The sequence below is a fragment of the Succinimonas amylolytica DSM 2873 genome (assembly GCF_000378405.1).
In the GTDB taxonomy this organism is placed as follows: domain Bacteria; phylum Pseudomonadota; class Gammaproteobacteria; order Enterobacterales; family Succinivibrionaceae; genus Succinimonas; species Succinimonas amylolytica.
Genome location: NZ_KB899637.1, coordinates 61,204 through 74,354, shown reverse-complemented (window position 1 = coordinate 74,354; position 13,151 = coordinate 61,204). Strand labels below are relative to the sequence as shown.

Sequence of the window (13,151 nt, the reverse complement as noted above, 5' to 3'; positions counted from 1 at the left end):
ATGAAGCTTAAACTATCTCTGCTGAAGTCAGCAGTCCTGTGCATCGTCCCGCTGGCTTTTTTTGCAGTATCAGGCTGTCAGAGCACCAGAGCCCCGGCAGCAGCCGGAGACGGCACCGACCTGAAAAACACAGTTGACGAAAACACCCGTCTCATATCCGAACTGACCCGGGCCCGGGAGGAGGACGCCAGAAACATGAACGAGCTCAAGGCCGCCATGCAGGAAAACACCGAAAAATCCGTCAAAACCCTGGAGGCCTGCACTGCCGTCTCCAGAAAACTCGAACAGGAAAACCAGAGTCTCCGGCAGGAAATCGGTGTTCTTTCCGGAGAGGTCCGGCAGAACCGGAGCCATGCTCCCAGAACCAGTGCCGGAGACACGGCAAAAGTCAGCAGCGATGCTACCCGTCTGGACAACGGCAAGATGATATTCGGAAATCAGGAATGGGTTTACATCGCCGAGGCTGACGCTTCCTTCGCCAGCCGTATCGACACCGGCGCCAGCGTTTCCTCCATCAATGCCATCAATATTGAAAAAATCGAGCGGGACGGCAAGGTCTGGTATAAGTTCGACATTCCTCTGGATGACGGCAATGTCATTCACCTCTCTGCCCCCCGGGTCAGAACTGCCGTCATTGTCCAGGCCTCATCCGACACCCCGGAGGAGCGTCCGGTGGTGAAGCTTACTGTGAAAATCGGCTCCTACACCGGAGTTAACGAGTTCAGCCTTAAAAACCGTGACAAGATGCAGTTCCCGCTTCTGGTTGGCCGGGAGTTTATCCAGGATATAGCCGTAGTGGATGTTTCCCGGGAAAACGTACAGAAAAAAATCGACGGTGGCGTGGCTGTGGAAGCCTACAAGGACGCAGGCCCCAAAAACCGGCAGAAGAAATCCTCCGGAAGCGCCCAGAAGAAGCCCGGGGCCGCTCCGGAAAAGCAGCCCCAGATCCTGGCCCATCCCAAGGATGACTCCGAAGACGGGGACAGCCAGGATTCCGATAACGGAAACAGGTAGCTTCCGGTTCCGCGCTCCCCGGATAAAACTCCGGAACGCGGAATTTTCCGCATGATTTTCAACAAGAGTCAAGAGGCAGAATTTATATATGATTAGCCGCGGAGTTTATTATATCGTAGTGGCCCTGCTCTTCATTATGGGCATATCCCTGATGATCTACGAGCATGTTACCTTCGATGTGCCATGGTTTCCTTCCTCCAAAAACATTGCCTGGGATATCGAGGCCAAAATCAGCTTCAACGCCCCCTACGATGAGAGCGTGCCGGTAAAGGTATCCTTGGCGATACCTGAAAGCCAGCCCGGTTTCAAGATCGTTTCGGAAAACACCGCCAGTCCGAACTACGGACTTTACTTCAATGACCGCGCCGGACATACCCGTGCGGAATGGTCCAACAGAGCGATTTCCGGGCATCAGATCCTGTACTACCGCATCGGGATACTGGCGGACAACTCCACCAAAAACAGCATGGTTACCGTCCCCAAGGTCGCCAGGGTAGTGCTGGAGGAGCCCTATCTCACTGCTATAAACCAGATCGGAAACGCCGCCTGGAGCAGAAGCTCTGACCCCATGTCCTTCACCCAGGCGGTATTTCAGGAAATCAGAACCCAGGAGGAAAACGCCCGCCTCCTGCTAACAAAATTCACCAGGCAGGATCTGCTAGTAAAGCTGCTGAACCTGCATGACATTCCGGCCCGCATTATCAGAGTGGTAAAGCTGGAGGACGGCCGCCGGAATCAGCATCTGATTCCCTACATCGCCATTTTTGATCCCGACAACTCCTACCGCATCATCGATCCGGAATCTGCAAAGGAACCGCAAAAAGGAACCTACTTTATCTGGGAAAGCAACGCCCATTCCCTTCTGGAAATCTCCGGCGGCGAGGATTCGCAGGTGGTATTCTCCATCATCAGGAACAACGTCAGCGAAAAGAAGGCCTTTGCCATGCGGCAGAACAGCCCGGACGCTGTGAGCCAGGACAAGTTCGATCTGTCGGTAAACGCCCTGCCGATTGAAGAGCAGGCCGTGTTTAAAAACATTCTCCTCCTTCCCATCGGCGTGTTCATCGTCGTTTTCCTGAGAATCATTGTGGGCATCAAGACCTCCGGAACCTTTATGCCGGTACTGATTGCTACCGCCTTCCTGCAGACCAATCTCGCCGTGGGACTTATCGGCTTTCTGACCATCGTCGGCATCGGACTTATCATCAGATCCTGGCTTTCCTACCTGAATCTGCTTCTGGTAGCCCGCATATCCACAGTAATCATTACCGTTATCGCCATCATCGGCACACTGAGCTTCATCACCTACAAGGTGGGGCTTACTGACGGCATCAAAATCACCTTCTTCCCGATGATCATCCTCTCCTGGACTATTGAAAGAATGTCCGTGCTCTGGGAGGAGGAAGGCTACAAGGAGGTGCTTATCCAGGGCGGCGGCTCCATGTTCGTGGCAGTAATGGCCTATCTCGCCATGTCCAGCCCCGCCATCCAGCACCTCTCCTTCAATTTCCTGGGCCTTATGCTGGTGATTCTCTCCGGCGTGCTGATCATGGGTAACTACACCGGATACCGTCTCACCGAGCTCAAGCGCTTCCGTCCGCTGGCCGAGGAAATCGCCCATCCGGTAAAAGAGGGAGAACTGGAGGCCGATCGGCTTAAAAAAGAAACCAAAGCCGTGAAGAAGGAGGCCTGAAATGAACCTCTGGCCGTTTAGGAAGTACTGCTCCCCGTTCAAGCTCAGCCGGCTGGGCATTATGGGGATGAATCAGCGCAACGTGAACTTTATCGGGAGATACAACCGGCGGGAGCTTTATCCTCTGGTGGACAACAAGCTCCTCACCAAGGAAATGGCCATGAAAAACCATGTCTCCACCACCGCGCTTATCGGCTCCATCAAGCATCAGTACGACGTAAAAAACTTTCCGGAAATCGTGAAAGGCCGGAACGGCTTCTGCATCAAGCCCACCCACGGCTCAGGAGGCAAGGGGATTCTGGTAATAGTCAGATCCGAAAACGGAGTCTACTACAAGCCCAACGGCCAGGGACTCACCGCTCTGGACGTGGAACGCCATATCACCAACATTCTGGCCGGACTGTTTTCTCTTGGCGGCAAGCAGGATTTCGCCCTCATTGAGGATCTGATAAACTTCGACGATGTCTTCAGGGACTACAGCTACGAAGGGGTGCCGGACATCCGGGTTATTGTATTCTGCGGCTATCCGGTAATGTGCATGATGCGGCTATCCACTGCCGCTTCCGACGGCAAGGCCAATCTGCACCAGGGGGCGGTGGGAGTAGGGATCTGCGTCCGCTCCGGAAAGGCCATCCGGGCGGTTCAGAAAAACGAACCTGTTCATATCCACCCCGATACCGGAGCCGACCTCTACAAGCTCCGGGTTCCCCTCTGGCAGCAGGTGCTTAATCTGGCCTCCAGCTGCTATGATATGTCGGGACTGGGCTATATCGGCACAGACATTGTTCTGGACAAAATCCGGGGCCCCCTGCTTCTGGAGCTTAACGCCCGCCCGGGGCTGGCCATTCAGACGGCAAACTCCGCCGGTCTTCTGCCCAGACTGCGCTTTATTCAGGCCTATATCAAAAAACACGGCAGTCTGCCTGCCGCGGAACGGGTAAAGGTATCCCAGGAGCACTTCGGAGTACTGGAAAACGATTAGCGGCTAATTTCCGGAAGTTCGTGCCCTGCTCTCAGTCCGGACTGTCTGCGCCGCGGGAGATTACTTCCGGAGATCCGGCGCCGCTTTCTGACTGCCGGATAAGATCCCGGATTTCCTGCACCGCCTCAAGAAAGCCCGGAGTCAGAAAATGCCTGTTATCACAGGACCATTCCGCGCCGTTCTCCCGCCGGAACAGATAATAACGGTTTTCCCGGTCAAGGATTTTAAAGGGAATCCGGGGGGAATACCTGAGAAGCCAGAAGACCTTTCGGTCAAAGATTTCCTGAATCCGGAGCAGACATCCTGCTGCCGCCGGAAGCCGCGTCTCCGTTATTTCCGGCTCCTCCCGGGGCATCCGGCTTTCCTCCCTGAAAACAGTCTCTGTGCCGTCCGGATTCCGGGAAACAGTTACCGCACCGTATTTTCCGGTCATCCCCCCGCCCCAGGATTCACGGTAGAATACCAGCCGGGAGCCTTTAAAGCTGCATAGTCCCATAATTATCAGTTACCTGTCATGCCCGGGTATCCCTATCAGTGCTTAGAAACCCCCGTCCTTCAAACAATGATTCTCCGCGGAACAGATAACCTCGTTCCGGATCTGAGTTCCGGCCTTCAGCCCTTCTTCAGCAATGCTTCTGACTTCCTTCATGGTGTTTTTAAAGCTCCGGGGCAGCACCCGCGCGGTGCTTACCGACCAGCTTACACCGTCCGAACACCGGAAATAATAGCTGGTATCCGGAGCATCCAGTACCTGGAATTCAGGATACGGGGCATCCTCCAGACGATAATCCACCCGGTTCCGGAAGATCTCTTCAATTTTTTTAAGATAGGCGATGTCAGTCTCATACACGCTTATGTGCTGCGGGGCACTGTGCCATTCTCTGACATCCCTGGTAATCCGGGCCCTGTCGGGGGAAATCCTTTCAATTTCGGTTCTGTCAAAGCCGCCCCGCATTCCGCCGCCGCTAACCACACGGAAGGCTATAACCTCGCTGTCCCTGGAACAGTAGTGTGCCGGCTTTCCGAACCGGGTTTTCAGGAGCCGGTACCCTATCATAACCGCTGCACGGTGCACCTCATAGACCGCCCGAAAACCGGCCGTCTCCTCCGCATGAGCCGGCAAAACTCCGGAAACCGCCATTCCCAGAACCCCCGCAAGGCCCAGAACCAGTAACCGTTTCATAGAACACTCCTGCACTTCACATGCGCCTTCTCCGGAGATCATCCGGGGCTGCCGGAACAACTACTGTTTATTGAAATACCTTATGCCGTTATTTGGCCGGAAATAGGTACGGATATAGCCATCCGCGGAAACCACCACAAAATCATTCCCGGATTCCAGATAGTAAACATCATCTCCGTCCTTTTTCTGAATTTTATGAAGGGCTGCCGGGTTTTGCACTACCCCCCGGGCTGCCCGTTCATACTCCTTCGGGGACGAAAACCCCATGGCCCGGCCATGGCGGCTGAAATGATCCTTGAGAAGATGCTCGTTTCTGAAGCGGAGCCCACTGGTTTTCCGGGAGCCTTCCTCTGCCGCTGCAGCCTTCGGGGGAGCACTGCCGGAAGCGCCCTCTCCGGTCAGATACTCCCTGGAAATGTTCTCCCGGGTTACGGGTGAAATGTAGAAATGGTACCCGAGAAAAAAAATTATCACCCCGAAAACCAGATAAATGCCATATAGAATCTTGCGCATGAAATTTCGAGCCTCCGGACTCTGAATCACTGCATGGCCGCCACGGAACGGCTCTGGCCAGAATACGCAAATTCTAGCACGGACAGGAAAATCCGGCCGGAAACAGTACAGAAGGAGCGGAGAACTTGAGACTGCTGTCGCATGAAAAAACCTCTTTTCAGGATATTTCCGGTTTATCCCCGAACCCGCCCAGCTTTGGAACTCCGCTTGCCGCCGGATCTCCGGCTTCTTAGGGAATGTGCTTTATCTGATTGTTTATGTAACCGGAATCAGGCAACACCGTTAACACGGTAAATAACGCGCCGGCTTCCTTTCAGGGGGCGAGCGGCACCCAGAAACTTCAAAAGGAGCCTATCATGTTCAATACCGATATCAAACTGGGAGATGTTCAGTCCCTCACCGCCAGTGACCTTGCCGTAAAAATGGACACTATCCGCGTAGACAGGGAAGGACAGAAACCCATGTTTGGCCAGACCGGCCGCATCATTATCGGCAAGAAGACCTATAACGTGTATATGAATGCGGATGCCAGCAAAATCACGGTATCCAGAAATTACGGCTTTTTCGGAACTCTTTTTGGAAAGAACGACCATACCAATACCGCTCTGGCCCTGGAAAGAAAAATTGCCGACCTGGTAAAATCCCGGGAGTACACCATTCTCCAGAACAATCTGACCCGGTTCAGACAGATTATCAGGGATAATCCCGATAAGAAGATCATCGAAATCGCCGACTACGGCTTCAAGCAGAACCGCGATCTGATTGCCGGATCCAGCATGATCACCCGGCTTAACGACTGCCTTGCCAAGGAAGGACGGATGATCCGCTTCAACAAAATCGACGAATACAACACCCGCTCGAACATCAGGCCGGACACCCTGACGATGGACAAGTATTTTCAGACAATGGACAAAATCGCCAGCAAAAAACTCGAGCTGAAGCCCGGAACTGCCGATCTGGAATACGTGCAGCAGGATCAGCTGGAAAAGTGGACTTCCTTCCTGGCAAAACCGGAAAATCTGAAAAAGATCAACATCCCTCTGAAAATCTACAGCCTGCTCCACCCGGAAAAGCCGGAAGACAGCGGCAAAGCCACCGGATGGCAGGCCGCCTTCAGCAAGGACAGCAAAACCGCCTTAAGAAGCTTTATCATCAAGAATCTTAGCTACAGCTACCGTAACCGGGTCTCTCCGGAGAAGATCCAGAAGCTGGCCGACAAGCTGGAGCAGTACGCTGAGCTGGCCGCCCTCCGCGAAAAAGATCCCCAGGAATACGAAAAGAAGCGGGCCGAATTCCTGCTAAGAAAAAACTGGGCCAGCAAAGATGAAGCCCTGGCTCATCAAAAAGACTCCTCAAAGTTCAAAAAGGTGGACAATATGGAGCTTTTCCAGATGTTCCAGAATGTCATTATCTATGCTACCTTCAGGCAGACCAGCAAGCTCGGACTCTCCTTCTTCAAGGAACAGCAGGTGCCGGTAATGTTCCAGTTTGCCGATTTCCACGGCAACACTCTCAAGGGTGAGGGCATAAACAAGGTTGCCAGCGACGATTTCTGGAAGGAGGGCAAATACGAGACAAACAGGATCGGATCCCCGATAACCCATTCCGAACTGAGACATGCCAGACGGATACAGCTCTCGGAAAAAGAAAACCATGTTAACGACGGCAGGCTTATTATAAAGCTCCCGGAAGGCGGCTCCATACCGGAGAATGCCCTTCCGGTATAGTAAAAGCTGTGGCCCAGCTTACGGTTCAGTCATATTTTTCTTTACACCAAAAGCCCCCGGACTATGATACCCGGGGGCTTTGCCGCATCCAGGCGACCGGCTTTAAGTCCCGAAAGCATAAGACCGGAAAGTTCCCGGAGCTTCCGGAGTCCCCTCCGGAAAACACGTTAACTGATTATACGGAAATCCCAATGACTGATATTATTAGCACACTTGCGAAAGCAAATGATTTAGATCCTGATGATTTCATCCTGAAAATTTCTGACCCAAACGGGAATTTCAGCGTCCCTGGCACTACCAACAAAAAAAGCGGTATTGTCATGGTAGGCGATAAATCCTATAAGGTCACTGTCAATACCGATTCAAAGAAGGTGCAGGTACTCAGACAGTTCGATAACTATCGGGATTTTTTCAGCCAAAAAACCAAAACTGCAATAGCTCTCAAGACACAAATAGAATCTTTTGTCAGGAGCTATAAATTTTCATTGATTACCAATAATCTTGCCAGATTCAGAAACATAATCACTGCCCCGCAGTATAAGGACGCTGACTCCATTGAGATCGCCAACTACGGATTCAGTAACTGTCGTTCCAATGTTAATGCGCCTCAGCTCATCAAACGTCTTGACCCCCAGAAGGAGATCAGTTTCAACAAAATTGACAGGTACAACTCCGGTATTAACATCAGCAGCACAACCCTGAAATTAGACAAATACTATAAAACTCTTGACGCGATAGCTCTCATTGCCTCAGACCAGCCTAGTGATGACAAACCGCAGCTTAAAGAATATCTAAACATTGATGAAGGTTCAAAAATCAGCCCAGAACAGCTTAAAAAATGGGCCACCTTTCTGTCCAAACCCGATAATTTCAGTAAAATCGATATTCCCCTGAAAATCTACCACTGGCTTCAACTCAATAATAACAATAATACGGCCACCGGAACCAAGGCCACAGGATGGGACGCCGCCTTCAAAAGTGACCCTGATAAAGCTCTTATGAGCTTTATAGCTAAAAACATTTCTACAAAAGATTGGCGTATTTCTGTCGACCAGGACGTTATCAGGGTAATCATAGATAAAATTAAAGAATTCGCCCAACTTTCAGCCATACGCAAAGATGACCGTGAAACCTATGACCAAAAATATCAGGATTTTATGAAATACGAAAGCTGGCTTCCAGAAAAAAATAATGAGAACGCTTCCAGTTCCAAAGATCAGACCCGCCGCGTCACAAATACTCCGACCTTCATGATGGTTCAAGATGTCATTATGTACGCCACCTTCAGAGAGACCAGTAAACTGGGACTATCATTCTTCAAGGAACAGGGGGTGCCGGTAATGCTCCAGTATTCTGACAATCACCTTAAATCGCTCAGGGGAGCAGGCTTTAACAGCATAATCAATGAGAATTCCTGGAAAAAAGGCACCCTAGATGGCGACAACAAGAAATCTCCCATCACCCACTCCGAGCTGAGACAGATTTACCGGATGCAGCAGCAGGAAGGCGTCAACAATAACGGCAATCCTGAACTCCAGGAAAACCTGGACGATAGCAACAGACTCCAGATACAGCTTCCGGAAGGGCTGACGGTATAGTTTTCCTTCTGACACCTTTTTAGAGAATGCGGGACAGCAGCAATCTGCCGCCTCATAATTACGCAATTTTTTTAATTTTCAGGTAATTTTAAATGCTTAATAACAATCATAAAGAAATATTCCAGAGTCTTTCCGAAAAGCTCGGCTGCGAGCTGGTTTTTGACGAGCAGGGGATCTGCGAGCTCACAGTCGGCGAGGAATTTATCGTTACCGTCGCCAGCAGAGAGGATGACGGACTCATCATTCTGTCCTCGGTGGTTGCTCCGGAACTTCCGGATCCGGTGGATTATCCCCTGGTGCTGGATCTTCTGAATTTCGGAATCGGTCCCTGCGTGTCCGGCGGCGGGAATTCTCCGGTAATCTCCCGGGATCCTGAAACCGGACTTCTGGTGGCCTACGAAGTTCTGACAGCCTCAGTGCTCGCAAGCCAGGACATTACTGAACTGTTTACCGGTTTTCTGGATTTCTGCATCGCGGCCTCCCAGAAAATCGCCGGGGCCGAAGAACAGGAAATGCCGGAGGATAGCGGCGAGGATACCGTACTCCATCCCGATCCGGCTGTCCCGCCCTCAGAAAACACCCCCTTCATGGAGGTGTGATCCCCTGTTCACCTGATGAAGGCTTTCGGGAAGGACGGCGTCTTTTTCCGGAAGCCCCGCCGGAACCGGTCCTCCGTACCGAAAATCCGGCTTCCGTCCGGAAGCTCCCGGATCTCCGGGAGATTTACCGGAAGAGCACCCTGAAGCTCCCCTTTCCCGAAAATCCGCTCCATGGCCGCAATCGCATTGCAGTTTCCGTCTGTCCGATCCGCGGTACCGCCTTCCCCGGCATCCGGAAAAATCCCCAGTCCCGATCCCATGTACGTGAGAATTATGGCATCGGCCTCAGGATAAAGAACGGCATCATAGGGGAGATGACCGCTTATGAGCACAAAGCGGCCGCCGCCGGAATGAGTAGCGGCAATGGCCCGGGAAATAGCCTGATATGAGGGGCTGCTGCGGTCCGGGAGTCTGCCGTTCCTAAGAGAAGAATAGCCGATAACAATATCGGACTCTGAAAGACTCTCCGCAAGCTCCGGAGGATAGTGAAGCTCGCTGCCCTCCGTTCCCTGCTCCAGGTAGTAAAAGGCGGCCAGCGCGGCATCCGGGCCGAGATACCCTGCTGCCTGAAGATTTTCTGCCGCATGGTTAAGCGTTGCCAGCGTCTCCCGGTCCGGAGCCAGCAGCGTCACCCGGTCTGCCCCGCCGTAGACCGGAATAAGGCCGGAGCGGTTTTTAAGGAGCGTGACCGCTTCCCCGGCAATACCGCATGCCGCCTCCTGGTGCGTCCGGGAGCCGACAGCAGCACCCCGTTTCCGGGGAAATCCTTCTGAAAAAAACGGCTGTCCGGAAGCCGGATTCCGGATATCAAAAAGCCCGTATTTCACCTTCAGCCTCAGAACCCTCCTGACGCTCTCGTTAAGCCGCTCCTCAGGAATAATTCCGGCCGTAATTCTGTCAGAGATGGCCGCAATGTAGTCATCATAAAATGCGGCAACCTCCGGATTTTTAAGGTCGGCCGGAAGAAGCAGCATATCGGATCCCGCATTGAGGATCGCTGCTGCAATATTGGCCTGGTATTCCACCGATCCCGGCGCCCCGGGCACCAGTCCGGCATTCAGAACCGCCTCCATTTCCAGAGCATCGGAAATCACCACCCCCTGATACCCCAGATCCCCGCGCAGAATATCGGAAATCATCACCTGAGACATGGTGGCGGGATAATACCCGACAGTAACACCGTCTCCCAAAACCTGAGGCTTATCTGCGCCGGGACAGGAAATATGCGCGGTCATAATCATCTCCGCGCCGTTACGCACCGCTTCCCGAAAGGGCAGAAGATCCGTTTTCATAAGCTCCGCCCGGTTTTTGAAGGACGAAGGCAGCCCCCGATGGCTGTCCGACACGGTATCGCCATGTCCGGGATAATGCTTGAAGGCGGGAATGACACCGCGCCCGGAAATGCCGCGGGCATAGGCAATTCCCAGTCCGGCAACCACTCCGGGGTCATCTGAGAAGGATCTGGTGCCGATCACGGGATTTCCGGGATTGCTGTTGACATCGATAACCGGCGCCAGATTCACGTTAAATCCCAGAGCGGAAAGCTCCTCTCCGATAATATTCCCGGTAAGCTCTGCATTCGCCACAGCTGCGGAAGTGGCGCCGATAGCCATGTTGCCGGTCATTCTGGTACCGTGACGCAGGCGGGCCACCTGTCCGCCCTCCTGATCCAGAAGCGTGAAATACGGAATACGCACGGCGGCCTTTCTCTCCCGGCCGTTTTTCTGAATATCCCGAAGCAGCCTGGCGGCATGTTCATTGTCCTTCAGGTTGGCGGCATAAAAAACAAAGCCGCCATAGCCATGGCGGTTAAGGACCTCTCCAAGCCCGGAAGCTGCAGCAAGCTCGGTAACCGGTTTATCGTTCCAGGATCTTGAGGCCGGAATAATCAGCTGCGAAATCCGCTCATCCAGGGACATCCCGCTGACCAGATCCGCAATCAGCTGTTCGGTTTTCTGATCCAGACGAAACAGGCTGCCCGATTCCCCGGTTCCGAATTTATCCAAAGTCTCGCGCTCCGGCCCTCCCGCAGGAGGCAGAATCAGGAGCAGTGCTGTCAGAAAAAGCTTTAGATATCCAGGCATTGCCATCCCCCGGTAGCATTCAGACAAAATCTCTCCTCTGATGATTATAGGAAATCCGGGACTGCCGGACAGCAGTCATGGCTCCGGGATTTGATTTCCGGCCGGATTTTGACATAAAAAAACCGCGGAAGGAGCCTCAAAAACTCCGTCCGCGGGGTTACCAGCAAATCCGGCTGCTGTCTCAGAAAACGTGCCGGAAATGCTTCAGGAAGCTATTTCTCTTCTATTGCTGCCTTCTGTCTTTTCATTTTGAGATTGTTGAAGTAATCCCTGGTATCACTCCAGATAACCTTCCTCAGCATAAAAAGAGCAATCAGATTCGGAAAGGCCATAAGACCGTTGGCAATATCCGAAAGTGTCCACACCGTGTTTATGGCCATCTTCTGGGTGGCATCTCCCATGTCAACAAAGAGCACAATGAGGATATAGGAAGCCACAAACATAATAAAGATAATCTTGAACGGAGTAACTGCCCGGGCTCCGAAAAGATAGATCACGCATCTGGAGGCATAGAAATTCCAGCCAATGATGGTGGTCATGGCAAAAAAGAGCAGGCTGATATTGATAATGTAAAGTCCGGCGGTGGATCCCAATGTCTGGGAAAACGCCAGAGTAGTCATAGCCACCCCGGTTTCCTCGGAAGACCACGCTCCGGTAAGTACCAGGGTAAGTCCGGTGAGCATACAGATAATCATGGTATCCAGGAAGGTTCCGGTCATGGAGATCAGTCCCTGCTCCACCGGGGAATTGGTTTTGGCTGATGCCGCAGCTATCGGAGCGGAACCCAGACCGGCCTCGTTCGAGAAGATACCTCTGGCAACGCCCTTCTGCATTGCCATGAGCACGGTGGCTCCGGCAAAGCCCCCTACGGCAGAAGTAGTGGTAAAGGCAGACTTCACAATCAGCATAATGGCGTCAGGAACCGCGCTGATATTAAGCCCGACCACCACGAGGCAGCAGACGATGTAAACCATTGCCATTACCGGCACCACAGTTCTGGAGGTATTGGCAATGTATTTCAGACCGCCGTAGATAATCCAGCCCACTATCAGTGTTACCGCTATAGCAGAATAAAGCCGATCCACTCCCAGCTGAGCCCCGGCTTCCACAATGGAATTAATCTGAGTGTAGGTTCCGATACCCAGACAGCCGGCCATAATACCGAATAATGCAAACATGAAGGCCAGCACTGCTGCAAGTCTGGGATATTTCTTTCCGATACCGTTGCGAATGTAGAACATCGGACCGCCGACATACCGGCCCCGGGAATCGGTTTCGCGGAAATGCACCGCCAGCAGACATTCAGCATACTTGGTGGCCATTCCAAAAAAAGCGGCTACAAACATCCAGAACAGTGCCCCCGGACCGCCGATACTGACCGCAGTGGCCACTCCGACAATATTTCCGGTACCGATGGTGGCGGCAAGAGCGGTGCACAGAGCGGCAAAACTGGTGAGATCGCCCTTTTTGCTGGCAGACTCCTTGTGCGGAGTAAACACCATTCTGGCAGCAAGAGGCAACCGCGAAACCTGAAGCCCCCGCAGAGAAACGGTCAGGAAAATGCCCACTCCCAGGAGAAGTATCAGAAGCGGAGGTCCCCAGACCAGATCATCGAACCATTCAAAACCGCCGGCTATGGCTGCAATTATTTCTTTCATGATAAAAGCTAACAAAAGAGGTTAAAGAACAAAAAACGTCCGTATTATACAAAATTCGGGGCCGGTAATGAACAAAGGAAGCCCTACGGCGTCAGGGGGG

General features: G+C 52.6%; 11 protein-coding genes. 6 read left to right on the top strand and 5 right to left on the bottom strand.

The window, feature by feature from the left end:
* The 3 genes from F557_RS21255 to F557_RS0109635 all read left to right on the top strand — a co-directional run bounded on the left by F557_RS21255 (window position 1) and on the right by F557_RS0109635 (window position 3,689).
* Window positions 1-1,014, top strand: coding sequence for an ATP-dependent zinc protease family protein (locus F557_RS21255; protein ID WP_019002023.1), 1,014 nt, complete (start codon window positions 1-3; stop codon window positions 1,012-1,014).
* Between the two features lie 88 nt (window positions 1,015-1,102).
* Entirely contained in the window at window positions 1,103-2,707 is a 1,605-nt protein-coding gene (locus tag F557_RS0109640) for an inactive transglutaminase family protein (protein WP_019002022.1), read from the top strand.
* Window position 2,708: 1 nt separating this feature from the next.
* On the top strand, window positions 2,709-3,689 hold the full coding sequence (locus F557_RS0109635) for an alpha-L-glutamate ligase-like protein (RefSeq protein WP_019002021.1): 981 nt from the start codon (window positions 2,709-2,711) through the stop codon (window positions 3,687-3,689).
* A gap of 31 nt (window positions 3,690-3,720) precedes the next feature.
* On the opposite strand, the gene F557_RS0109630 is transcribed toward F557_RS0109635, so the two are convergent.
* From F557_RS0109630 to F557_RS19530, 3 genes are read right to left on the bottom strand one after another with little or no spacing between them, the layout of a single operon-like run.
* Window positions 3,721-4,185 carry a hypothetical protein gene (locus F557_RS0109630; RefSeq protein ID WP_019002020.1) on the bottom strand — a complete coding sequence of 155 codons (465 nt, stop codon included), beginning with the start codon at window positions 4,183-4,185 and terminating at the stop codon, window positions 3,721-3,723.
* 42 nt (window positions 4,186-4,227) lie between these two features.
* Window positions 4,228-4,872, bottom strand: a complete 645-nt coding sequence (locus F557_RS0109625; RefSeq protein WP_019002019.1) for a hypothetical protein — start codon at window positions 4,870-4,872, stop codon at window positions 4,228-4,230.
* 60 nt (window positions 4,873-4,932) lie between these two features.
* Complete coding sequence (locus F557_RS19530) at window positions 4,933-5,385, bottom strand: hypothetical protein (protein WP_019002018.1); 453 nt, start codon at window positions 5,383-5,385, stop codon at window positions 4,933-4,935.
* A 356-nt stretch (window positions 5,386-5,741) separates the two neighbouring features.
* Here F557_RS19530 and F557_RS0109610 point away from each other — a divergent pair, with 356 nt between their 5' ends.
* The 3 genes from F557_RS0109610 (at window position 5,742) to F557_RS0109600 (ending at window position 9,309) form a co-directional block, all read left to right on the top strand.
* Entirely contained in the window at window positions 5,742-7,112 is a 1,371-nt protein-coding gene (locus F557_RS0109610; RefSeq protein ID WP_019002016.1) for a hypothetical protein, read from the top strand.
* A gap of 191 nt (window positions 7,113-7,303) precedes the next feature.
* Window positions 7,304-8,710 (top strand): hypothetical protein, encoded by a 1,407-nt coding sequence (locus F557_RS0109605; protein ID WP_157617835.1) that lies wholly within the window; start codon window positions 7,304-7,306, stop codon window positions 8,708-8,710.
* A 92-nt stretch (window positions 8,711-8,802) separates the two neighbouring features.
* Window positions 8,803-9,309, top strand: a complete 507-nt coding sequence (locus tag F557_RS0109600) for a CesT family type III secretion system chaperone (RefSeq protein ID WP_019002014.1) — start codon at window positions 8,803-8,805, stop codon at window positions 9,307-9,309.
* Between the two features lie 8 nt (window positions 9,310-9,317).
* Here F557_RS0109600 and F557_RS0109595 read toward each other — a convergent pair whose 3' ends face one another.
* Window positions 9,318-11,420 (bottom strand): glycoside hydrolase family 3 protein, encoded by a 2,103-nt coding sequence (locus F557_RS0109595; protein ID WP_157617834.1) that lies wholly within the window; start codon window positions 11,418-11,420, stop codon window positions 9,318-9,320.
* A gap of 185 nt (window positions 11,421-11,605) precedes the next feature.
* Window positions 11,606-13,039 carry an alanine/glycine:cation symporter family protein gene (locus F557_RS0109585; protein ID WP_026297852.1) on the bottom strand — a complete coding sequence of 478 codons (1,434 nt, stop codon included), beginning with the start codon at window positions 13,037-13,039 and terminating at the stop codon, window positions 11,606-11,608.
* Between the last annotated feature and the right edge of the window lie 112 nt (window positions 13,040-13,151).

Excerpts from the sequence above, each read along its gene's own strand:
- F557_RS21255 (WP_019002023.1), top strand. The coding sequence starts at position 1 with ATGAAGCTTAAACTATCTCTGCTGAAGTCAGCAGTCCTGTGCATCGTC.
- F557_RS0109640 (WP_019002022.1), top strand. The coding sequence starts at position 1,103 with ATGATTAGCCGCGGAGTTTATTATATCGTAGTGGCCCTGCTCTTCATT.
- F557_RS0109635 (WP_019002021.1), top strand. The coding sequence starts at position 2,709 with ATGAACCTCTGGCCGTTTAGGAAGTACTGCTCCCCGTTCAAGCTCAGC.
- F557_RS0109630 (WP_019002020.1), bottom strand. The coding sequence starts at position 4,185 with ATGGGACTATGCAGCTTTAAAGGCTCCCGGCTGGTATTCTACCGTGAA.
- F557_RS0109625 (WP_019002019.1), bottom strand. The coding sequence starts at position 4,872 with ATGAAACGGTTACTGGTTCTGGGCCTTGCGGGGGTTCTGGGAATGGCG.
- F557_RS19530 (WP_019002018.1), bottom strand. The coding sequence starts at position 5,385 with ATGCGCAAGATTCTATATGGCATTTATCTGGTTTTCGGGGTGATAATT.
- F557_RS0109610 (WP_019002016.1), top strand. The coding sequence starts at position 5,742 with ATGTTCAATACCGATATCAAACTGGGAGATGTTCAGTCCCTCACCGCC.
- F557_RS0109605 (WP_157617835.1), top strand. The coding sequence starts at position 7,304 with ATGACTGATATTATTAGCACACTTGCGAAAGCAAATGATTTAGATCCT.
- F557_RS0109600 (WP_019002014.1), top strand. The coding sequence starts at position 8,803 with ATGCTTAATAACAATCATAAAGAAATATTCCAGAGTCTTTCCGAAAAG.